At 39.2% G+C, this 21814-nt stretch carries 23 protein-coding genes and 2 other annotated features; of the genes, 3 read left to right on the top strand and 20 right to left on the bottom strand.

From position 1 onward, the window contains the following. Positions 1-178: 178 nt before the first annotated feature. From safA to LG273_RS11485, 18 genes are all read right to left on the bottom strand, one after another. On the bottom strand, positions 179-1084 hold the full coding sequence (gene safA / locus LG273_RS11400; RefSeq protein ID WP_404453664.1) for a SafA/ExsA family spore coat assembly protein: 906 nt from the start codon (positions 1082-1084) through the stop codon (positions 179-181). Between the two features lie 209 nt (positions 1085-1293). Continuing rightward, on the bottom strand, positions 1294-2154 hold the full coding sequence (gene pheA, locus LG273_RS11405) for a prephenate dehydratase (protein ID WP_404453667.1): 861 nt from the start codon (positions 2152-2154) through the stop codon (positions 1294-1296). Between the two features lie 32 nt (positions 2155-2186). Next, complete coding sequence (obgE, locus tag LG273_RS11410; protein WP_404453670.1) at positions 2187-3467, bottom strand: GTPase ObgE; 1281 nt, start codon at positions 3465-3467, stop codon at positions 2187-2189. Between the two features lie 11 nt (positions 3468-3478). Next, a complete protein-coding gene (locus LG273_RS11415) occupies positions 3479-4018 on the bottom strand; it encodes a Spo0B domain-containing protein (protein WP_404453673.1) in 540 nt (179 codons plus the stop codon). A gap of 384 nt (positions 4019-4402) precedes the next feature. Then, positions 4403-4693 carry a 50S ribosomal protein L27 gene (gene rpmA, locus LG273_RS11420; RefSeq protein ID WP_036572294.1) on the bottom strand — a complete coding sequence of 97 codons (291 nt, stop codon included), beginning with the start codon at positions 4691-4693 and terminating at the stop codon, positions 4403-4405. Between the two features lie 14 nt (positions 4694-4707). Further along, positions 4708-5031, bottom strand: coding sequence for a ribosomal-processing cysteine protease Prp (locus LG273_RS11425; protein WP_379561411.1), 324 nt, complete (start codon positions 5029-5031; stop codon positions 4708-4710). Positions 5032-5043: 12 nt separating this feature from the next. After that, positions 5044-5352, bottom strand: a complete 309-nt coding sequence (gene rplU / locus LG273_RS11430; RefSeq protein ID WP_379561412.1) for a 50S ribosomal protein L21 — start codon at positions 5350-5352, stop codon at positions 5044-5046. A 14-nt stretch (positions 5353-5366) separates the two neighbouring features. Next, positions 5367-5442: a sequence feature (ribosomal protein L21 leader region), on the bottom strand. A gap of 79 nt (positions 5443-5521) precedes the next feature. After that, positions 5522-6388, bottom strand: a complete 867-nt coding sequence (locus LG273_RS11435; RefSeq protein ID WP_379561413.1) for a M50 family metallopeptidase — start codon at positions 6386-6388, stop codon at positions 5522-5524. Beyond that, positions 6372-7148 (bottom strand): peptidoglycan DD-metalloendopeptidase family protein, encoded by a 777-nt coding sequence (locus tag LG273_RS11440; RefSeq protein WP_404453679.1) that lies wholly within the window; start codon positions 7146-7148, stop codon positions 6372-6374. Before LG273_RS11440 ends, LG273_RS11435 begins: the two co-directional genes overlap by 17 nt. 116 nt (positions 7149-7264) lie before the next feature. Continuing rightward, positions 7265-8062: a septum site-determining protein MinD gene (gene minD, locus LG273_RS11445; RefSeq protein ID WP_379561416.1), complete on the bottom strand. Its 798-nt coding sequence runs from the start codon at positions 8060-8062 to the stop codon at positions 7265-7267. Beyond that, on the bottom strand, positions 8055-8738 hold the full coding sequence (gene minC, locus LG273_RS11450; RefSeq protein ID WP_379561569.1) for a septum site-determining protein MinC: 684 nt from the start codon (positions 8736-8738) through the stop codon (positions 8055-8057). The genes minD and minC overlap by 8 nt, the downstream gene beginning before the upstream one ends. A 71-nt stretch (positions 8739-8809) precedes the next feature. Continuing rightward, positions 8810-9349, bottom strand: coding sequence for a rod shape-determining protein MreD (gene mreD / locus LG273_RS11455; protein ID WP_379561417.1), 540 nt, complete (start codon positions 9347-9349; stop codon positions 8810-8812). Continuing rightward, complete coding sequence (gene mreC / locus LG273_RS11460) at positions 9346-10233, bottom strand: rod shape-determining protein MreC (protein ID WP_379561418.1); 888 nt, start codon at positions 10231-10233, stop codon at positions 9346-9348. Before mreC ends, mreD begins: the two co-directional genes overlap by 4 nt. Positions 10234-10245: 12 nt before the next feature. Then, positions 10246-11286, bottom strand: coding sequence for a rod shape-determining protein (locus tag LG273_RS11465; protein WP_379561419.1), 1041 nt, complete (start codon positions 11284-11286; stop codon positions 10246-10248). A 404-nt stretch (positions 11287-11690) separates the two neighbouring features. Then, positions 11691-11885, bottom strand: coding sequence for a hypothetical protein (locus LG273_RS11470; protein WP_404453685.1), 195 nt, complete (start codon positions 11883-11885; stop codon positions 11691-11693). Between the two features lie 209 nt (positions 11886-12094). Continuing rightward, a complete protein-coding gene (gene radC / locus LG273_RS11475) occupies positions 12095-12784 on the bottom strand; it encodes a DNA repair protein RadC (RefSeq protein ID WP_379561421.1) in 690 nt (229 codons plus the stop codon). A 176-nt stretch (positions 12785-12960) separates the two neighbouring features. Further along, positions 12961-13863, bottom strand: coding sequence for a hypothetical protein (locus LG273_RS11480; RefSeq protein WP_379561422.1), 903 nt, complete (start codon positions 13861-13863; stop codon positions 12961-12963). Positions 13864-14067: 204 nt separating this feature from the next. After that, entirely contained in the window at positions 14068-15336 is a 1269-nt protein-coding gene (locus LG273_RS11485) for a bifunctional folylpolyglutamate synthase/dihydrofolate synthase (protein ID WP_404453689.1), read from the bottom strand. 74 nt (positions 15337-15410) lie between these two features. Here LG273_RS11485 and LG273_RS11490 point away from each other — a divergent pair, with 74 nt between their 5' ends. Continuing rightward, the gene (locus LG273_RS11490) at positions 15411-16325 is read left to right on the top strand and encodes a RimK family alpha-L-glutamate ligase (protein ID WP_404453692.1); all 915 of its coding nucleotides are present in this window, start codon (positions 15411-15413) and stop codon (positions 16323-16325) included. Next, positions 16322-17209 (top strand): RimK family alpha-L-glutamate ligase, encoded by an 888-nt coding sequence (locus LG273_RS11495; RefSeq protein WP_379561426.1) that lies wholly within the window; start codon positions 16322-16324, stop codon positions 17207-17209. Before LG273_RS11490 ends, LG273_RS11495 begins: the two co-directional genes overlap by 4 nt. 103 nt (positions 17210-17312) lie before the next feature. Here LG273_RS11495 and LG273_RS11500 read toward each other — a convergent pair whose 3' ends face one another. Beyond that, positions 17313-19958 carry a valine--tRNA ligase gene (locus LG273_RS11500; RefSeq protein WP_379561427.1) on the bottom strand — a complete coding sequence of 882 codons (2646 nt, stop codon included), beginning with the start codon at positions 19956-19958 and terminating at the stop codon, positions 17313-17315. A gap of 99 nt (positions 19959-20057) precedes the next feature. Continuing rightward, positions 20058-20298: a binding site (T-box leader), on the bottom strand. Between the two features lie 272 nt (positions 20299-20570). Between LG273_RS11500 and LG273_RS11505 the strand changes: the two genes are divergently transcribed. After that, entirely contained in the window at positions 20571-20759 is a 189-nt protein-coding gene (locus tag LG273_RS11505) for a hypothetical protein (protein WP_379561428.1), read from the top strand. On the opposite strand, the gene LG273_RS11510 is transcribed toward LG273_RS11505, so the two are convergent. Then, positions 20756-21772 (bottom strand): hypothetical protein, encoded by a 1017-nt coding sequence (locus LG273_RS11510; protein ID WP_404453696.1) that lies wholly within the window; start codon positions 21770-21772, stop codon positions 20756-20758. The genes LG273_RS11505 and LG273_RS11510 overlap by 4 nt on opposite strands. Positions 21773-21814: the final 42 nt, after the last annotated feature.

Below are 21814 nucleotides of genomic sequence, written 5' to 3' on the forward strand. Positions count from 1 at the left end.
AATGAGCTTTGCTTTGGCTGTTTACTTCACTAATACCACCATTCCCACCTATTTTATTCCCTTCTCTTTTAGATACAAACGTATAAAAAAAGAGACGATGCATTTCGTCTCTTTTTTATCTAAGTTAATAGTTGGTCTGTAGTTTGTAAAAATGATTACTCTCAATGAATACAAGCTATTATTCATCATCGGCCAAATCTTTTTTATCTTCCTGTCGATTACTAAAGTTTGGATAAGCTGGTGGTGTCGGAGCAAAATTCCCCATACCTTCCATTTGCTGAGGGTACATTTGTGGTTGGAATGGCTGCCCCATTGGCATTTGGTGTTGCATAGGGTCAAACATAGAAGGTTGGACCATATCATGCATTTTTGGACCTGAGCACCCACAATCATCTTGCATAGGTTGCATATGTCCAGGTGCCATACCATGTGGCCCCATCGGATGCGCAGGCATAGCATGCCAATCTGCAACCTGCCCCATTACCTTGAACGGAACCGGAGGATAGCATGGATGTACAATGTGACAGCACATTGGGACCATATGTGTTGGTACAGGCTGTGGTTGCATGTGATATTGCGGCTGCACTTCAGGCTTCATTTGTGGTTGCGGAGTGTGCATCGGGTAAGTTTTCTTTGCTTCCACTTTCGGTTTTTCTTTTGGCATTTCTTTTTTTACTTCCTTCTTCGGCTGTACATGATGATGCGTCTCTGGGAAATTAATCGTTGTATAATTTTGAAATTCCTGTTCTAATATAGGCATTTGCATAATAGGTTGTGATGGCATTTGTGGCATCATTGGCATTTCTGGCTTAACCGGCTTCTGGATTTCTTTTTCGTCTTCCTTCATAACTGGCATTGGTTTTGGAGAGATGTCTTTGTATGATTCTTTCACCGTTTCTTTCTTTGGCATAGATTGTTGTTTGACTGCTTTAGAGCTGCTCGGAATTTTTATTTTCATACCAGGCATGATCATATCAGGACTCGACAACTGGCTATTCATTTGTTTTAGTTCTTCGAAATCCACCCCGTATTTCTTAGATAATTCCCAGAGTGTATCTCCTTTTTGAACGATGTGTATTTTCAAAACGAACCGAACTCCTTTCGATATATAACTGGGCTAATTACTCTATATCAACATATGCACGTATGGTAAAAAAGTTGAAAGATATTTATAAAAGCACTTTTCGAAGTGGGCTATTCTGGTTAGAAACGTATGTGGGGTTAGAAAGATTATTTAGTAAAACATTTTTTATAAAAAAACCGCCTATCTGTATGATAGACGGTCTTCTTTCACTATGAGATTGCTAACTTAAATACGGGGTATGTGCCCATGATAGTTACATTACAGCCCAACGCCTCCAACTCCCCTTTTACTCCGGGAAACAACACGTCATCGTAGGGTTGGTCAACATCTATAATAAAAAAGTAATTACCTAATCCTGTTTTCATTGGTCTGGATTCTATTTTTGAAAGATTCATCTTCCTCCATGCAAAGGCAGATAAAACTTGATGTAAGGCACCTGCTTGATCACTTGGCAATGAAATAAGCATACTTGTTTTTTCTCCACTGATCGGATGCTTAATCGATAGCTTTGTTTCATCCTTACAAAGCACGATGAAACGAGTATGGTTATTTGGATAATCATGGATGTTCTCTTTCAATAGCTTGAGACCATATACTTCTGCCGCTAGTTTGTTGCCGATTGCTGCAATTGGTTCATTGCTCTCACTGACCATCTCAGCTGCTTTTCCTGTAGAGGTGGTATACTGTGTTTTAGCCTCTGGAAGTAACTGGTGCAGGTATTGATGACACTGTGCGATCGCATGGCTGTGTGAGTGTACCTCCGTAATATCGCCGAGATTTCCCTTAAAGTTTGGATGCACTAATAAATGCTGTTGTATAGGCACCACAATTTCTGCCATAATTGGCAGTGTAACTTGATGTACCAAATAGTCAACTGTTAGCTGGACCGTTCCTTCAATTGCGTTTTCCATAGGCACAACCGCAATGTCGATTTCGTTTTGTTCTACTGCATCGATACATTCTGGAATGGTTGCATAGCTTTCTTTATGTTCTCCATTAAATGCTGCGTCTACTGCTAGTTTTGTGAAGGTCCCCTTAGGTCCCAAATAACCAATTTTTGCTACCACCATTTCTCCCCCTATTTCCGCCGCTATGAAGCATCTTACTCAATAAATTCGAATTCAAAATCAAGAAGGCGAATTGTATCTCCATCTGTAGCACCACGTGCGCGAAGCGCTTCGTCCACACCCATTCCTCGTAATTGTCTCGAGAAACGTTGCACTGCTTCATCTCGTGCAAAGTCTGTCATCTTAAACAGTTTTTCAATCTTATCACCTGAAAGCACATATGCCCCATCGTCATCACGCGTAATTTTAAATGGCGCATCTTCTTTTGTATAACGATAGATAACTTTCTCTTCCACTTCCTCCATTTTAGGAGCAACCTTTGGAATAGCGTCCAATTGATCGGCAATTGCAAATAAAATATCACGCAAGCCTTCCTTTGTCAAAGCAGATATTTCGTAAACTGAAATATCTTCTGATAACTTTTCTTTAAAAGAAGTTAAGTTTTCCGCAGCTCCGGGCATGTCCATTTTATTGGCTGCAATAATCTGCGGACGTTCTGTTAGCTTTAAGTCATACTCTTTTAATTCCTCGTTTATTTTGACATAGTCATCATATGGATCGCGACCTTCCGTTCCAGCCATATCAATAACATGAACAATTAATCTGGTACGCTCTACATGACGGAGAAATTGATGGCCAAGTCCTATTCCTTCATGCGCTCCCTCAATCAAACCTGGAAGATCAGCCATTACAAAACTTCGCTGGTCACTGGTATCCACTACTCCCAAATTAGGAGCAAGCGTTGTGAAGTGATAATCAGCGATTTTAGGTTTTGCCGCACTTACGACCGAAAGAAAAGTTGACTTTCCAACGCTAGGGAACCCAACAAGACCAACATCTGCAATTAACTTGAGCTCTACTTTTATATTCCTTTCCTGTCCAGGTTCACCGTTTTCGGCCATATCAGGAGCAGGGTTTCTTGGTGTTGCAAAGCGCGTGTTGCCTCGTCCTCCGCGCCCACCTTTAACAATTACTGCCCGTTGCTTATGTGTTGTCAAATCAGCAATAACCTCTTCGGTCTCTTCATCCATAACTGTTGTGCCAGGAGGAACAGGAACCACTAACGGTTCTGCATTTTTCCCGTGCTGTGTCTTACTCATGCCGTTTTCTCCACGTTTTCCTTTGAAGTGGCGATTATAACGGAAATCCATTAAAGTGTTTAACCCTTCATCCACTTCAAAAACAATATCGCCACCATTTCCACCATCTCCACCAGCTGGGCCGCCTTTGGGTACATATTTTTCTCTTCGATAGGCAACTAAACCGTTCCCGCCATCCCCAGCTTTCACATATACACTGACCTGATCTACAAACATTGTTGTTCACCTCATATTTCACACGGAATTACAAACGTACACATGATTCCGTCCTTGGTATTTTCTGTACTCATTTTATATTCCAGCTTTAAGCTGTTTAGCTCTCTAATAACTACTTCCTTGTCATTAAAATTCCCCTCAATTGACAGTTTGACACGTAAAAAGTTTGCTTTTTCGGTCTCTGTGAGCTGGAAGTTGACCTCGAACAATTCCATCCCTTTATGTAGTTGGCTAACAAGCGAAACTATTCGGTTACACTGTCTAACCAGCTGCTCATCTGATTCAGAGATTTTTTTGTTTTCGGTATGTATTTGGTATGTCAAACGAAAATCCTCATAATAAACATTAAACTGGATGACCCACAATGTTAGTAAGGTCCCTTGTAAATGCATTAATTTCCGTTCCTCGTTGTAATAATCTAAACTTTCTTTCACTTTACTTTCGACTCTATCTGGTTTATTCATGCTTAAGTAGCCATGAATAATTTGTAAATGGTTCATTAAATCATGACGATAATGCTGTAATAATAAAATAACATCCTTCTCGTTCATGTCTTCCCCCTCCATTACATAACAAAAGTATAGCAGAAAAGCCGGCAATTCTCCTAACCAAAAATGAAAAACCAAAAGTGCAAAGCTTTTGGAGCCGGGTGTGGCTCTTTCTAAAGCACACATTTTTATACTTTCAAGTAATAGTAGAAAAGCTAAGACTCTTTTTAATATAAGCGACAATTGCCTTAATAGCATAACATACATCTTGTTATGTCACGAATGTGATTGTTTAGAGCCTATACCAAAAGCGCAAACACCCTCTTATGTAGTTGAAGGCCGTCGTTACTGCCAAACAAACATTATGGAGCCAAATTTGTATCCTCCGTATTTTATAAAAAAAACTCCAACCTAAAAAGAGTTGGAGTTTTTATATACATCAAACTATTAAGCTTCTTGTGCCACTGGATATACACTAACCTTTTTACGGTCACGGCCAAAGCGCTCAAATTTCACAACGCCATCAGCTTTCGCAAAAAGTGTGTCGTCTCCACCACGACCAACGTTTTCGCCTGGGTAGATCTTCGTACCGCGTTGACGGTAAAGGATAGAACCACCTGTTACGAATTGGCCATCAGCGCGTTTAGCACCAAGACGTTTGGATTCAGAATCACGGCCGTTCTTTGTGCTACCAGCACCTTTTTTCTGGGAGAAAAATTGCAAATCAAGACGTAGCATACCACTGCACCTCCTTAAATTGTGCGTATCGTAATAAATTCTCCATATTCATTTTCAATGGATTGTAATGATACCAGCATGCCTTCGAACAAGAGTTGAACCTGTTCCATGTTATTCACGGTATCAGGAATCTGGACATATAAATATCCGCCATCCTCGCCCTGCTCAATTTGTAATTCAGCATTGCATAGTGAAAACACTGCATTTACGGTACCAATCGAGACTGCTGAAACTCCTGCACATACAAGATCGTAGCCATATGGTCCACTATCTGCATGTCCAGAAAGTTTAAATGCTGTTATTCGATTGTCATTACGATAAATTGTCGCCTGAATCATAGAGAAAAACCTTTATGCATTGATTTTATCAATAACTAGTTTTGTATAAGGCTGACGATGACCTTGCTTACGATGATAGTTCTTTTTAGGCTTGTATTTGAAAACAGTAACCTTTTTCTGACGACCATGCTTTTCCACTTTTGCAGTGACAGTAGCACCTTCCACGTATGGTGCGCCTACTTTCACATCGTCTCCACCTACGAATAGAACTTTTTCAAATGTAACAGATTCGTTTGCATCTGCTGCAACTTTTTCCACGTAAATTTCTTGGCCTTCTACCACTTTTACTTGTTTACCGCCTGTTTCGATAATTGCGTACATACCTTGCACCTCCTTAATTAACTCAGACTCGCCATACAGGTACTCATTTTAGAGTTTATCCAAACCTGTTCTGCGCGGTTGTAGCACTGGTGCTACGATGAATAACGTATTGATGTTACCATGTATGCAACTACTTTGTCAAGATAAACTCCAATAAAATTCTCTTGTTTCATGCGCCTTTTTCAACAAGTTCACCAATTGAACGGTGATAATTTTCCCCTTTGAAATATGCTCGCAGACACTCTTGTTCTTCAATAGCTTGATGCTTTCCATACCTGTTCACTACATAGATGGTATGCCTCTTCTCCTGGCTAAAAGTTGAAAACACTCGCATCAACGAGCTATCAGGGTTTACATATAGAGGTTTACTTTTCAGTACAGCATGCTTTGTTTCATAGCGTTTAATTAAGAACCGCATAAAAACATAATGACGCTGCTTCCATTCTGACTGATTCTCCATAAATAAAAACAGGGCAATTAGAAATGTGCTTAACGTAAAAGTAGGAAGAAACAGCTGTAGGACTATAAAACTAACCGCTAAGAGCATAGAAAGAAGGATGATCGTATGATAGGCGCGTTTGTATGGCAAGAATGTTGCAAGTAATAAAAAAAGCAACTTTCCCCCATCAAGCGGCCATAAAGGTAACAGATTAAATAATAAAATAGCTGTATTATAATCATACATCATATCGATTAGGGAAGGCGGCATGAAATTCATTGTCGATAAACCGAATATCCCAGCATAGATTAGCACATGTTGAAACGGCCCTGCAATTGTTACAAAAAACTCTTCGGAAATAGGTCTTGTCCCATGTTCATCTGTTTTCATCACACCACCAAACACCCAAAGCATGATGGTATCTATTCGCCAATTAAACGATTTTGCCATGGCATAATGGCCAAGTTCGTGGATTAGCACAAATAAAAAAATGATAGCCATCTCCACGAACGTACCAGTTAAAAAGGATATAAATAGAAAAGCGAGTAAAATGGGATGCAAATGAATCTTTGGCAAGTGGTTACTTGCTATCGTCAACTTTAATTACCTGCACAGGATCTATATAATCCTTATCCTTTTCAATAGCAAAATAGACAGTTGTATTCTCTGGCTGTGGTATAAACTGGCCAATTGGCTGATTACTATCTACAAACTGATAAAGATGAACATTCAAATCGCTTAGATAACCGTATGTTGAAATACTTCCATCAGCATGCTGAATTTTAACGGTTTTCTCTGTATTCGTATCATTCCCTGCAAACACCACCACTCCATCGCGCAAAGCAGATACAGCCGATGACTCTTCTGGAGCAATCTTAATACCCGTCCCATTTACTTGAAAAGACTCAGTTACACTGCCATTTACAGGTAATGCAAGTACTTGCTCTGCATTACTATTGTCAGCGTCCTCCCTAGGTGGTAGTGCAAGCGGTGTCCCAAAAGATTCCTGATACCACTGATTTACTTTGGCAAAAGGGAACTCCTCAGTAAGTACATTGCTCGTCCAATCCTTCGTTGACTCAAGTATTGGCGTATTCACTTCCCACATGAGAGCGACACCAAAAAAGAGCATAATAGATAAAATGGCCTTAAATAAAAAACCAGTTATCATCTTGTTCTTTCGTTCCCCCGGCTCTCCTTGCCCTTCAAAAATTGGCATATATCCATGCTTTTCTTCATCTTGTGGAAATGCCGGGAATACTTGTTTTTTTCCACCTTCTTTAGCTGGCAGACCTCGAGACTTCTTGCGCTGATTAATCGCTTGTCTTACCTTTTTTACATTTGCACCATTATTCATTATCCTCACAATCCTTCGCATACTTTTGTACAAGTTTATGAAGGATTTTTTTCAGATATGTTAAAAACCTGAGGGGAACAAGAACAAACTTGCAGCCTCAGGTTTCTAGTTTTCTATTATCCTCGTATACCCAAAAACTTCTTAACTCTTTGGAAAACACCCTTTTCATCTTCAAGAGATTGAAGGGGTACAGTTTCTCCAAGAATTCTTCTTGCAATATTTCGATATGCTATGGAAGCTTTGGAATTTGATTGTAATGCTACTGGTTCTCCGCTATTTGATGCTTTGATCACATCGTCATCATCCACTACAATTCCAATCAAATCAATTGATAGAATCTGTACAATATCATCAATTTCGATCATGTCTCCGCTTTTCATCATATGGTTGCGAATCCGGTTGATCACAAGTAAAGGGGGGGCAATGCTTTCCTGCTCTAACAATCCAATTATTCGATCAGCATCTCTAACACTTGATTTTTCCGGCGTAGTTACAACAATCGCTTTATCAGCACCAGCTATTGCATTTTTAAATCCTTGTTCAATACCCGCTGGACAATCAATAATGACATAATCATACTCCTGCTTTAATTCTGTGACAATTTTTCTCATGCCCTCTTCCGTCACAGCAGATTTATCACTAGTCTGGGCTGCTGGGAGTAAAGACAAATAATCAAAACGCTTGTCCTTAATCAACGCTTGCTTTAGCTTGCAACGCTCCTCTATCACATCCACAATATCATAAATAATGCGATTCTCGAGTCCCATTACAACATCTAGGTTCCGTAATCCGATATCAGTATCAATAAGACATACTTTTTTGTCCATCAGCGCTAAACCGGTACCAATGTTTGCAGTCGTAGTCGTTTTCCCTACTCCACCCTTTCCAGATGTAATCACAATTGCTTCACCCATTTTGCATTCTCCTTCCGAATCCGCTTATTTCGCTTTTATGTGAAAGAACTTGTAGTCGGTCTATTACAATTTTATCTTGCTTCTCATCAATCAGACCACATTCCATATACACACCATCAGATTCATAATCTGGAGCACGACTGATATAATCTGCTATTCTTAGCTGACTTGGCTTCATATAAGAGGCAGTGATAAATGCCTCTTTGTCCCCATTTATTCCTGCATGAGCGATTCCATTTAGTCTCCCCATTATGTAGATATTACCGGTAGAAACAACTTTCCCGCCAGGGTTCACATCCCCTATTAATAGAAGGTCACCGGTAACTTCTAGCACCTGTCCAGAGCGAACAATTCGATTTATCGTTTTAACCTCGCTTGCTTCCTTCCAAAGTAGCGCATCTTCTCTGCGTACTACATCGGAGATCACTGAATCAATTGTGAACCGCTCATCTTCTGTAATGATGTTACGTATAAGCTCTTTTTGATCTTCCTGCACATATCGGTCACCTAACTTCACCTTTACGGAGACTACCGGTTCATCATGCTTAGGACGGCTTGCATGTATCTTTTCACGCAGTTCATTTATCGCATGCTCAAAAGTACAGGAATCATCAATAAATAAAGTGAGTCCTTCCTTTGTACCTTTTATCGTTATAAGTTGTTTCTTATCAAGCACCATTACTCACCTCATTACTGTTACCTTAGCAATCGTTTCTAATTATCCACCGCTTATTAAATTCGTTTTACTTATAATGTATTGCCCCTAGTTAATTGCTCTTGTCCCCAAAATGTAAGTCTCTTTACTATGATCGGATAAAGAACGATGAGGAAAACAAGATTAGAAATAACCGTTGGCAGCAGTCGAGCCATTAGATAATCGGCCCACGCCATGTCATTTATCCCTGCTACCATATAAATTACATGTATGGCAATATCCGAAAGTCCTAAGGCCACTGTCCCCAATAAAATGCTGACATGTATATTTCCGTGCAACATTTTATTCAACATATGAATGACATAGATCGCAAAGGCGTAAGAAAACATGTATACACCTAATATTCCTGTATACACCACATCGATTAACAAACCGAAAATAAGTGCATACATGAAAGAATAATAAGTTGTTTCTTTATCATAAAATACTGTCATTAACACTAATAGAATAAGGATCCAATGAGGGACGATCATTAGGTCCCCTGTTAAAAGACTTGCAGGCAGAAGATCTAATGCCACGCCTTCAAACACAAGAAAAAGAAACAGGATCAAGGGGAGGTATAGCCGCTTCATTCTGCTTCCTCCTCACTGTCTCCAGTGTCTTCCTCTCCATCCATCGCACGATCTACCACAATCACCTGATTAATGTCATACATGTCAGCTGCTGGTTCTACTAAAGCAGTTCGAGTTAAACCATATTGATCAGGCACTACTTCCTGTACCTCCCCAATAGGTAAACCAGATGGGAAAACACCACCAAGACCTGAAGAAAACACCAATTCACCCGGCTCAAGATCCTTGTCTGACTCTTCAATTATCCGAAACAACAAAGAACCAGACTCTTCATCATACTCTTCTATCATTCCAAAAATTTCTTTACCGTCCTCGCGAGGAATAGATGCAGAAATCCGATTAAATTGATCAAATCCTGTTAGTAGCTGTACCTTGGCTGTTGAAGCAGAAGTTGTTAGAATCTTCCCTATCATTCCGTCTGGTGTAATAACAGCCATGTTTTCTGCAACACCATCATCTGAACCTTTATTAATGGTCACCTGCTCAACCCAACGTTCCGGGGAGCGAGCCATTACAGTCGCTTGAATGGGGGTAAAGTTTTGCATTTGATCGGATTCCTTTAATTCTGCAATGTTTCTTAATTCTTCATTCTCTTCTTTTAATTCTTGGACTTCATATATTAAGCCTTTATACTCAGCCAATTTCTCTTTTAATACCTTGTTTTCAGAGTATGTGTCACGAAAATCATCCACATTTGTAAAAATGTCGGTTATAAAATTAACCGGTGTATGCACGATTCCCTGTGCAAAACCTACTGTATCATGTACGAATTGCTCAACGATAGACAGATTCGAACGGTCCCTTAATGAATAACCAATTAAAGCAACAAGTACAATAAACCCTATCAAAAATATAAAAAGTTTTCTTCTACGAAAAAAAGACATCTTAACACCTGCTTAATCTATTGTCGGACGTGATGATACATTCGGATGGGAGCGAAAATGCTGAATATATTCAAGAGATTTCCCTGTACCAATTGCAACACTTTCCAGTGGGTCTTCTGTTACAAACACAGGCATTTTGGTTTCATCACTTATGACCTGATCAATGTTACGCAGCAATGACCCTCCTCCTGAAAGCACAATCCCGCGGTCCATAATATCTGCTGCCAGTTCAGGAGGCGTTTTTTCAAGTGTTGATTTTACTGATTCTACAATTGCAGTTACTGTATCTTCAAGTGACTGCGCAATCTCCTTAGCTGTAATGGTAATTGTCTTTGGCAAACCTGTCAGCATATCGCGGCCGCGTATATCCATCTCTTCATCGTTTGAAACCTCACCTGCTGTGCCAATATCCATCTTAATTGATTCTGCAGAACGCTCACCAATTAGCAAATTATAGTTTTTCTTAATGTATGAGATGATCGCTTCATCCATATCATCCCCTGCAACGCGAATGGATTGGCTTGTTACAACACCACCGAGTGAAATAACAGCCACTTCAGTAGTACCTCCCCCAATATCTACAATCATGCTACCCGTAGGTTCCCATACTGGAAGACCGGCACCTATTGCAGCAGCAAACGGCTCAGAAATAGGGTAGGCTTCTTTTGCCCCGGCTTGTTTCGTTGCGTCTATTACCGCTCTTTCTTCTACCATCGTAATTCCAGAAGGTACACAAACCATAACATTCGGCTTTTTAGCAAAATACGATCGATTTTTCATCGCTTTCTTAATATAATACTTCATCATAACTGCTGTCGTATCGTAATCAGCAATTACCCCGTCTTTCATTGGACGAATTACCGTAATATTTCCTGGCGTCCTGCCGATCATATTACGGGCAGAGTTTCCAACCGCTTCAACATCACCTGTTTGAATATTTTTCGCAACAACGGAAGGCTCACGTACGACGACACCTTTTCCTTTTACAAAAACTAGTGTATTAGCGGTACCTAAGTCTATTCCCAAATCCTGAGACAAATTAAAAATTCCCAATCAAATCTTCCTCTCCAAAATAACACTATATCGAATTATATGTTATGTGCCAGCATAGGCTAGGCCTTATCCTGAGCACTCATTCAAGACTGTTAAAGTAACAATCTTAATAAGCGCCATCTTCAAAATAAAGATCGAAAAATGGCGCTGTCTATATGTTCGTCAATATAATTATACGAGAAAATTAATAAAATAGATAGTATTATCCATGACCTAAATTAGCTTTTTTAAACAGGATTCTATAATAAACCGCATAGATCATATCGTTTAAAATAAATTTATAGATCAGTTATCATGCAAATAGTATGGTTGAATAAACAAATTTTCCAGATGATCATGAAAGAAGGCCTGCTTCCGATAACATATTGAAAGCAGACCTTCTATTTTATAAGTCTTTTTGTTGTTTATTTTGATTCTAACATTTCTTGAATGGTATCTAATTGTTTTTCTAAGTTTATTAGCCTTCTTTCTAGTTGCCGCTCTTTTTCTAATTGTGCAGCCCCATCCTCCACTGCCTCTTCAATAGCTAAAGCAGCAGCATACGAACCTAAGGCATCCCCAATCGTACTGAACAAACCAGCTACCCACGCGACTTTCAAACTTGTAGCAAGCTGAATTTATTGGTCAGTTTCGATCTTCCTTATATTTATATGGTGTTTCTCCTTCATGTACAACAACCCCTATATCTTTCCTCATCATATTTATAGATTATTCGAGATGGGCGTTTGATGTTAATCACTTTAACAAAGGAATTTTCTCATCAGCAGTTAAGGCTCTTTTATGGGAACATCCCTTGCTATTGAAAGAACTATACATATCCTTTTTCTTTCAAAGAAATAAATTTTCTATCACCGATTATTAGGTGATCTAAAAGTTCAATACCAATCATTTTTCCTGAATCAACTAGTCTTTTGGTGACGTGAATATCTTCTTTGGACGGGGTAGGGTCTCCTGAGGGGTGGTTGTGGATGACAATAATAGATGCTGCTGACCGTTTAACAGCCTCTCTGAAAACTTCTCTGGGATGTACAATAGAAGCATTAAGACTACCAATAAAGATAGTTTGCCGATGAATAACTTGGTTTTTTGTATCCAAAAATAGGACAACAAAGTGTTCCTGCTTAAGGCTTCGCATTTCTTCCATTACATAGTTTGCACCGTCTTCAGGTGAACGAATGACATATCGGCTATCTGGCTTATAAAGGTGCATTCTTTTTCCTAACTCTATGGCTGATAAAAGCTGAACTCCTTTGGCATTCCCAATTCCTTTTATGGCAATCAGCTCTTCAATTGTCGCATCATGCAAAAGCTTTAATCCTTCAAAGTGCATGAGAACACGATTAGATAGTGCCATGACAGATTCTGCTTTCGTGCCAGATCCTAGAAGAATAGCCAGTAACTCTTGGTTTGATAGATGATCTGCACCATACTCTAACATTCTCTCGCGGGGGCGGTCGTTTTTTGGAACATTTTTTATCATAATGGAGGAAACTTTCATGGTCTATCACCCTTTCTTCAATATCCTCCATTATATAGTTTCTCAGCAGTAGGACAAATACGTAAAAGAGTAGTTTAATAACTTAAACCATAGTGAAAATTAACTTTCCCCCTAGATAAAATGGTATCCTTCGATAGGGTGTTTAATAGAGAATGCAATTATTAATCTTCAGCCCATTATTGTGTCGCAACTGCTTTTGTGTAGAGATTCCAGAGTAGAAGGAGTTGATTTTGGGCCTCTTGTGAACTTAACTTTTCTGCATTGTCTGCTGTATGGTTTACCTCTTTTGCTAATGTTGCATAATGATCAGGTTGTGTAGGTATAGTTTGTGCTAACTCTTTCCAAGCTTGAGCATTAAACGGCCGATCTTTAGCAAGGCCTTCTTTCGTTTCGATCACATTTTTTTGCAGGTTTTCCAGCCACGTTTTATTTTCTTCTGTTACATTTGACGTGATAGCGGATGTGTTCCATTCTTTTACATAGAATTCAAGTCCCTCTTCGGTTAGATCATCACGTAACTCTGTTGCAGCTTCTTTGTTTAATGCCATGCCTGCCAAAAGGTAAAATTGATTGTCCCTTTCCCATAAAACCGTCTGCACACCTGCGTCCTCGTAAACTTTCGCTGCCTCCGCAGCATTTTCTCTCCCTGTAAACACACCAGCCTGGAGCACGAAAGCGCTTAGGGAATCCAGTGTTATTTCTGCATTGGCATTTTGTTCCTCTGTTGTTTCCATTTCTGCAGGGACTGCCACATTACTACTTGACTGCATTTCAGTATCGATTGAGCCAAACATACGGAGCATGATAATTCCCAAAAGGGTGCCAACTCCTAATGCAGAAACAATGGTCAGCAAGACAGGCTTTAAGGTTGTCCATCGTTTAGGCTTTTTTGATTTAGCATGATATTCACTTGGCGTTTTCCTTTGAAAAAGTGGCACGTCGTCCTCGTTCGGTAATCTTTCGACAGAAGCTGCTGTCTCTTGCTTCGATTGAGGGTCAGACAATTTGCTAGAGGTATTCACCTTTAATTTAATTTGCTTTCCGTTTTCCCATAAAACGACTGTTTTGTCCTTGTCCACAGTTTCCCCTCCGTTACTGGAATGGTAGATATACACACTCTAGCACACGAGGGGTGAAAAGTAAGAAGAATCCTGTCACACTAGCAAAAAATCGTCTGACATAAATCGTTGAATTATCCGACCTTAACTGGCATTATAGGCCCCATTCGTTTAACTAACAAATAGTGGGGAGAAATTGAATCCCCTACCAATTGAAGTTACCCTTTATTCGTTGAGAAATTTCCTAACTTGCATAATAAAGTGGAGAGAGCCGGTAATAAAATAAACTACATCTGGCTGTGTCATTTCCTTGACGGATTCACGCCATGGTTGATAACTGACCGATTCCATCTCGGAAGTATAGTGCGTAAGATGCTCTTTACTAGCTGCTCGTGGGTGCTCAAATGTCGTTAACCTAATGGATGTAAAACTAGACTGAAGACCTTCAAGCATGCCTGCAATATCCTTATCTTTAAACACTCCGAATAAAAGGCGCCTTTGCTTATTCGGATAATTGGCCTCGACAGATCTTATAAAAGATTTAATACCATCCGAATTATGGGCCCCATCTAAAATGATAGTTGGTGTCTCACTAATTTGTTCAAATCTTCCAGGAACCGATGTATTTTGCAATGCCTGGATAGCAGTATTCATATGGATGCGGAAGCCTTGCTCTTTTAAAAGTACAAAAGCTTTTAACGCCAGTGCAGCATTTTCTGCCTGATAAACGCCTTTCATTTTTAATTGCAACTCATATTGCATGTCAGCTTCCCACCAAATTAGGTGTTGTAGTCCTTCTTTAATTCCTGTCATTTGTACTGTGAAATCTGTTCCTAGCTGATACAGAGGAGCCTTGCAGCCCTCTGCCACTTTTAAAACGACAAAATTTGCTTCTTCTGCTAATTCCCCAGTAATAACAGGGACTCCTTCCTTTATGATACCCGCCTTATGGTATGCAATTTGCTTTAGGTTATCACCTAAAAAGGCAGTATGATCCTTGGCTACATTTGTTATAATGGATAAGATTGGCTCGAAGCAATTAGTGGTATCCGCTCTTCCACCCATACCAGCTTCTATCACGGCGATTTCGGTATGTTTGGAAAAGTAGAGAAATGCCACCACGGTTATAATTTCAAATTCAGTAGGATGCATCCCTTGGCTATCTAGTTTTTCAATGGCTGGGTATAACTCATTTAACGCAATAATAAATTCACTTTCCGTTATTGGTCTATCTTGATACCAAATATGACCATTTAACGTTACGCTTGGTGAAGTAAAAAGTCCTGTGTGGTAATTATTAGCGATTAACGCATCCTTTATAAAATGAGAGGTTGATCCTTTGCCGTTAGTACCGGCAATATGTATAGCTTTCATTTTTCTTTGTGGTTCTCCGCAGTATTCCAAGAGCGCTCTTATACGCTCCAAGCCAGGTTTTATACCGAGAGACTTTCTTTTATCAAAGAATGTAACGACTTGTTCAAAGGTTGTAAACATTTGTATCTCCTACCTACTATTTATAATTAAGAATAAAATAAACTAGCATAAGTATAGCAGAAAGGAACATCTTCATGAATTTACATGGTTGGATTATTTATAATGGAAGCCTGAAAGGGAGAAAATTTCGCGATTTTGCTGAATGGATACAAGAAGCTGCTCAAAAGCAAGGTAGTTCTACAAACATTTACAAAAACAATGAATTACTTGTGTTATTACAAACAAATCAAATTCAGCTATTAACAGAAGACATGCCTGCATTACCAGATTACGTGGTCTTTGCAGATAAGGATATTTATTTAGCAAAGCAGTTAGAATTGCTTGGAATTCCAGTTTTTAATCGAGCTGATACAATTGAATTGAGTGATGATAAAATTGCCACGTATCAGCAGCTTTCTCAGCATAATATCCCAATACCTACTACAATTGTTGCTCCAAAAGTATTTATATCGGAAAATACCCATTTAGAAAACTTAGATAACATCTCTAAAAAGCTAGGGTTCCCGCTTATTATAAAAGAGGCTTTTGGTTCTTTTGGTGAACAGGTTTATCTTATTCATGATCAAATAATGTTACGTCAAAAGGCTATGGAACTTCAAGGAAAGCCTTACTTATACCAGCAGTTTATCTCTTCAAGTTACGGGAAGGATCTCCGATTACAAGTCGTTGGCAACAATGTAGTGGCTGCGATGAAGCGACAAGCGACGGATGACTTTCGTGCAAATGTATCTGCAGGTGCAACTATGCAAGCTTATGTGCCATCCAAACAAGAGGAATCTTTAGCTATTTCGGCTGCTAAAGCAATTGGAGCTGATTTTGCAGGAGTGGATTTATTGTTTGGCGAAAACGGCCAAGCTATTGTGTGTGAAATAAACTCTAATGCGCATATACGTAATATGTATGATTGTACAGGGGTTAACGCCGCTGATCATATCATAGCGTACATCTTAAATACCTTGTATGCTAAAAAGAAAGGTACACGCACATGATTAATGGATGGCTTATCTATAATAAACAAAAAGCTAGGGAAAACGACACTTATATAAGGTGGTTTCAAACAGAAGCATCCTTACAAAATATCTCTCTTTCGCTTCTTTATCGAGAAGAACTTACGATTGGGGTGGAAAATAATCAACCAATAGTTAAACTAAAGGGTGAAACCATTTCCTTCCCTGATTTTGCTGTAGTAAGGGTGATTGACCCATTATTTAGCAGGCATTTAGAGGCTGGAGGTATCCCTGTCTTTAATTCCTCTTTCATATCGGAAATAGCCAATGACAAGACAAAAACTCATCTAGCTATACAGCATTTAGGCATTCCGATGTTAGATAGCTTTTTTATCCGTAGAAAGGATACTTTAGCATTGACACCACCTATGGATTACCCTTTTGTTTTAAAAGATCCAAAAAGTAGTGGTGGCAATCAAGTGTTTTTCATCAAGGATGCCAGCATGTTTAAACAACGCATACAATTAATTGACTCAGAATACCTGTTGCTACAATCTTGTAAGGTGCAAATTGGAAAGGATATCCGTGTATTTGTAGTAGGAAAAAATATTATTGGGGCTGTTTTACGGAAAAGTGACACAGACTTTCGCGCCAATTATAAGCTTGGTGGTACTGCAGAAATCTATCCTTTAAGCAAGAATGAAAAAGAGTTCGTCACTAAAATTATAGCTTCTTTTGATTTTGATATGGTGGGGATCGATTTTCTACTTGATGAAAATGGCCAACTTCTCTTTAATGAAATAGAGGACATTGTTGGATCCCGTACGCTTAGTACTGTTAGTGATGTAAACCTACTAAAGCTTTATGTAGAACACATTCTACATAAAATCAATGCTCATAACAGAAATGAATGGTCTTATAAGTAGACGTTTCTATTGAAAAACACAAAAAATCCGAACTATGATTAAATTATGTAATCATAGTTCGGATTCCCTTTAATCTAGTCTACAATCTCTCAGTTCTTGTAGTCTATTTCAACTCCTGCAACCTTGCTTTAACCTTCGCTTGCTTATCTAGATAATCTTTTTCTTTCTGCTTTTCTTCTTCAACAACGTGCTCCGGCGCTTTACTTACAAACCCTTGATTTGAGAGTTTTTTCTGAACGCGTTCCACTTCTTTCGTCCATTTTGCCAGCTCATTTTCCAGGCGCTCTATTTCTTTAGCAAAGTCAATTAAGCCTTCCAGTGGGAAAAATAACTCTGCCCCTGTCACGACTGCACTCATTGCCTTTTCGGGTACAGATACCTTCTCAGCAATCTCCAGATCACTCGTATTACAGAACCGTTCCAAGTAATGGCGATTACTTTCCAGTTCATCCGTAATGGCTGCTGATTCCGTTTGGATAAGCAGTTTAATTTGTTTGGACATTGGTGTATCTACTTCTGCCCGGATGTTACGTACTGATTTAATAATGGAAACTAGTCGCTTCATCTCACTTACAGCCTGTTCATTATCGAACGCAGGATTTTCTTCCGGCCATTTTGCAATCGTAATCGAATGTCCTTGATGTGGAAGCTGTTGCCAGATTTCTTCGGTAATAAACGGCATAAATGGATGTAGCATGCGCATCGTCTGATCTAAAACATGTGCTAATACAGAACGTGTGGTTTTTTTGCGTGCTTCATCTTCACCATATAACGGAAGTTTAGCCATCTCAATATACCAGTCACACAGGTCATCCCAAATAAAGTTATACAGATGGCGCCCTGCTTCACCGAATTCATATTTCTCATTATTTTTCGTTACATGACCAATTGTTTCATTTAGTCTTGCCAAAATCCATTTGTCAGCAATTGATTTTTCACCTGAAAGATCGATATCTTCGTACGTAAAGCCTTCCATGTTCATAAGCGAGAATCTGGAAGCATTCCATACTTTATTGGCAAAATTCCAAGTGGATTCCACTTTCTCCCAATGGAAACGCAGATCCTGGCCAGGTGTAGAGCCTGTTAATAGGAAATAGCGAAGCGAGTCTGCCCCGTATTTTTCGATAACATCCATTGGATCTACACCATTTCCAAGTGATTTACTCATTTTGCGACCATCTGCGTCACGAATTAACCCATGATTCAAGACGTCCTTAAATGGCTTTTCATTAGTAAATTCTTTGGATTGGAAAATCATACGTGCTACCCAGAAAAAGATAATGTCATACCCAGTCACTAAAACGTTTGTTGGGAAATAGCGTTTAAAGTCTGCTGACTCTGTATCTGGCCAGCCCATCGTAGAAAACGGCCATAATGCAGAGGAGAACCATGTATCAAGAACATCTTCGTCCTGTACCCAGTTTTCACTATCTGCAGGAGCTTCTTTCCCAACATATATTTCGTTCGTTTCTTTGTGATACCATGCAGGAATCCGGTGCCCCCACCATAACTGACGAGAGATACACCAGTCACGGATATTATCCATCCAATTTAAGTAGGTGCGTTCAAATCGCTCTGGAACAAAATTCACTTTATCATCTGTTTGCTGCATTTCAACTGCAGCGTCGGCAAGTGGCTGCATGTTTACAAACCATTGTGTAGACAAGTAAGGCTCTACAACTGCCCCGCTTCTTTCTGAATGTCCAACTTGATGGGTATGGTCCTCTATTTTGAATAAAACGCCCATATCCTCCAGGTCCTTGACAATCTGCTTACGGCAAGCAAAACGATCTAATCCCTCGTATTTTCCAGCCTTTTCATTCATGGTCCCATCCTCATTCATTACAAGGACTCTTTCCAAGTTGTGACGGTTACCAATTTCGAAGTCATTCGGATCATGTGCCGGGGTAATTTTAACTGCACCTGAACCAAATTCTCTGTCTACGTAATCATCCGCAACAATCTCAATTTCACGTCCAACGATAGGTAAAACTACTTTCTTACCAATTAAATGGCTGTAACGTTCATCTTTCGGGTGGACAGCAACAGCTGTATCACCAAGCATTGTCTCTGGGCGTGTCGTGGCTATTTCAATAACTTCATCACTATCTTTAATTGGATAGCGGAAGTGATAGAATTTCCCTTGAACTTCCTCATAGATAACCTCAATATCGGATAAAGCGGTTTTTGTTTTAGGATCCCAGTTAATAATATATTCGCCTCTGTAAATCCAGCCCTTTTCATAAAGCTTAACGAATACTTCTTTCACTGCATTAGACAAGCCTTCATCTAACGTAAAGCGTTCACGAGAATAATCAAGCCCAAGTCCTAACTTTTCCCACTGTGAGCGGATAAAGTCTGCATACTCTGTTTTCCACTCCCAGGCAGTTTCCAAGAATTTCTCTCTTCCCAGCTCATAACGATTTGTCCCTTGCTCTTTTAACTTTGCCTCTACTTTAGCCTGGGTCGCGATTCCAGCATGATCCATCCCAGGTAGCCACAGAACATCATATCCCTGCATCCGTTTCATTCTTGAAATAGTATCCTGCATCGTTGTATCCCATGCATGGCCTAGATGCAGTCTTCCTGTTACATTAGGTGGTGGAATTACAATAGAATAGGGTTCCTTCTCAGAGTCCTTGCCCTCTGCTTCAAAATACTTCCCATCTAACCAAAATTGGTATCTGTTTTCTTCTACTTCCTGCGGGTTATACTTTGCAGAAAGTGCTTGTTTTTCCTGTTCACTCATGTCCATTTCCTCCTTTATCTTCAAACTCTTTCCTAACGGGTATGCTTTATTACCCTCCACAAATGAAAAGAGCCATCAAAAAAACCTTTTCATCCTAATAAAAAGGACGAAAAGGTTCTAATTTCCGTGGTACCACCTTTGTTTACAGGTTATATGCAGACCTGTACACTTCATTCATTGATAACGGTTTGGAACCGGTATTCTCTTACTGGCACACATGCGTTCAGAGATACAGCATCAGGAGCGACCTTCCAGAATTCACTCAGCCAAGAAACTTTCACCACATGTTTCTCTCTCTGTAGACAGTTTATTCTGTACTCTTCTCCATCATAGCTTTTTTATAAAATTTAAGCTATAAACTACACTTTTATTCTATCTTAGCTACATTTTATAGCGAAGCTGCATTAACGTCAACTATTATTTAGCATGGTTGCACAAATACCCTATGTTTATACATAGTATATTAAAAACACGTGTCTAGATACCATTAAAACACAACTTCAATTCTTGGCTGAAGGAAAAAAGCAACCTGTATTTATTTAGCGAAAAATACATGCATAAACTTGAACGCACTTTTATAAAAAAGTAAAGGAAGGAAAGGAGTGGATTTATATGGCTCGTTATTACAGATACAAACTGCCTCCCTGGGCTAGAAATTGTTTATTTGTAGCTGAAAAAGTAACATTGCCCATCTTAATTTTCCAATTAATTCGAACCTTGTTTTTCCCAACTACATTGGATGTGTTTTTACTTGGTTTACTTGTCGGAGTCTTTATTGCATTTTATCTAGAATGGATTTAACTATCGAGATCCTCAAGAACGAGCGATTCATGTTCTTTTTCCACATAATCCGACCAATTAAGACCAAAAATCAGTTGTCTGTATGCGCGTTGTAATTGACTAGTTGCTACTAACATGGAGTTAGCTTTGGGATTTTTCACGTATTCCTGGACAACACGATAATAGGAAAAAGGATGCAATAAATAAATCGTCATCAATTGCAGTTCTTTTTCCGTTAACTCGTTTTCCTTTATATAACCCTTAAATTGCTCTATATAGTCAGAGGAAGGGGAATCATATTCAAGTGATTCTTCTCTAAAAAAGCGAACCAAATCCATTGTTGCATTCTCATAGTGCGCCTGCTCCCAATTCAAAATCTGTGTGCCATTATTTGAATATACCAAGTGATCCTTGCTTAATTGCCCATGGCAAATACTAGTATTCCAAATTAAATCTTCCTCGTCGGCGACGTAGACAAGTTGATTTAATCGTTTTACCATAACCTGAAATACTATTTCCAAATCACGGTACTGTGTTAACACCATAAGCTCAAATGGTGACATATAATGCATTTGTTCAAACCTGCTAACCGTTCTGTTTAATTCCTTAAATAGTGTCTCGCAAGCCTGCTTATAGGCGCTAAATTCTTGAATGAAAGCTTCCTTATCAATATTGCGGGATTGTTTGGTTTTGGCGTGGATATTTCCAATGTTTTTATAAAAATCAGTAATAAGCGGTGGAGTCCCCCTATTTTGATCTTTTTCCATCCATGGACTGAGGTAATAAAATTTTCCAAGGTGCTCTTGATATAACTGGCCATTCCTCGTCATATAAACTGGCATAACAGCAGATAATTTATGGTAATCTGCCAGTTTGTAAATGTTTTCCCAATTTGTTATAGCATGAGGGGACAGCTTGCTTTCTTTTAATGCATAGGCTCGATTCCCGTCTTTTACTTTCCACAAATGCGTGGTAATGTTTTCTATGTTTAGTGGATACACAGAAAAGGATTGTAATATTTTTTCAGTTTCCACTTTATTTCACCACCTTAACATATGTGTTCACGCGACTTTTCT

The sequence above is a fragment of the Oceanobacillus kapialis genome, from assembly GCF_044790185.1.
In the GTDB taxonomy this organism is placed as follows: Bacteria; Bacillota; Bacilli; order Bacillales; family Amphibacillaceae; genus Oceanobacillus_B; species Oceanobacillus_B kapialis.

Bases quoted from the DNA above. Each gene is read 5' to 3' on its own strand.
- pheA (WP_404453667.1), bottom strand. From the start codon at position 2,154: ATGGTGGTAGCAAAAATTGGTTATTTGGGACCTAAGGGGACCTTCACA.
- obgE (WP_404453670.1), bottom strand. From the start codon at position 3,467: ATGTTTGTAGATCAGGTCAGTGTATATGTGAAAGCTGGGGATGGCGGG.
- LG273_RS11415 (WP_404453673.1), bottom strand. From the start codon at position 4,018: ATGAACGAGAAGGATGTTATTTTATTATTACAGCATTATCGTCATGAT.
- rpmA (WP_036572294.1), bottom strand. From the start codon at position 4,693: ATGCTACGTCTTGATTTGCAATTTTTCTCCCAGAAAAAAGGTGCTGGT.
- LG273_RS11425 (WP_379561411.1), bottom strand. From the start codon at position 5,031: ATGATTCAGGCGACAATTTATCGTAATGACAATCGAATAACAGCATTT.
- rplU (WP_379561412.1), bottom strand. From the start codon at position 5,352: ATGTACGCAATTATCGAAACAGGCGGTAAACAAGTAAAAGTGGTAGAA.
- LG273_RS11440 (WP_404453679.1), bottom strand. From the start codon at position 7,148: ATGAATAATGGTGCAAATGTAAAAAAGGTAAGACAAGCGATTAATCAG.
- minD (WP_379561416.1), bottom strand. From the start codon at position 8,062: ATGGGTGAAGCAATTGTGATTACATCTGGAAAGGGTGGAGTAGGGAAA.
- mreD (WP_379561417.1), bottom strand. From the start codon at position 9,349: ATGAAGCGGCTATACCTCCCCTTGATCCTGTTTCTTTTTCTTGTGTTT.
- mreC (WP_379561418.1), bottom strand. From the start codon at position 10,233: ATGTCTTTTTTTCGTAGAAGAAAACTTTTTATATTTTTGATAGGGTTT.
- radC (WP_379561421.1), bottom strand. From the start codon at position 12,784: ATGAAAGTTTCCTCCATTATGATAAAAAATGTTCCAAAAAACGACCGC.
- LG273_RS11485 (WP_404453689.1), bottom strand. From the start codon at position 15,336: ATGTTTACAACCTTTGAACAAGTCGTTACATTCTTTGATAAAAGAAAG.
- LG273_RS11490 (WP_404453692.1), top strand. From the start codon at position 15,411: ATGAATTTACATGGTTGGATTATTTATAATGGAAGCCTGAAAGGGAGA.
- LG273_RS11495 (WP_379561426.1), top strand. From the start codon at position 16,322: ATGATTAATGGATGGCTTATCTATAATAAACAAAAAGCTAGGGAAAAC.
- LG273_RS11500 (WP_379561427.1), bottom strand. From the start codon at position 19,958: ATGAGTGAACAGGAAAAACAAGCACTTTCTGCAAAGTATAACCCGCAG.
- LG273_RS11505 (WP_379561428.1), top strand. From the start codon at position 20,571: ATGGCTCGTTATTACAGATACAAACTGCCTCCCTGGGCTAGAAATTGT.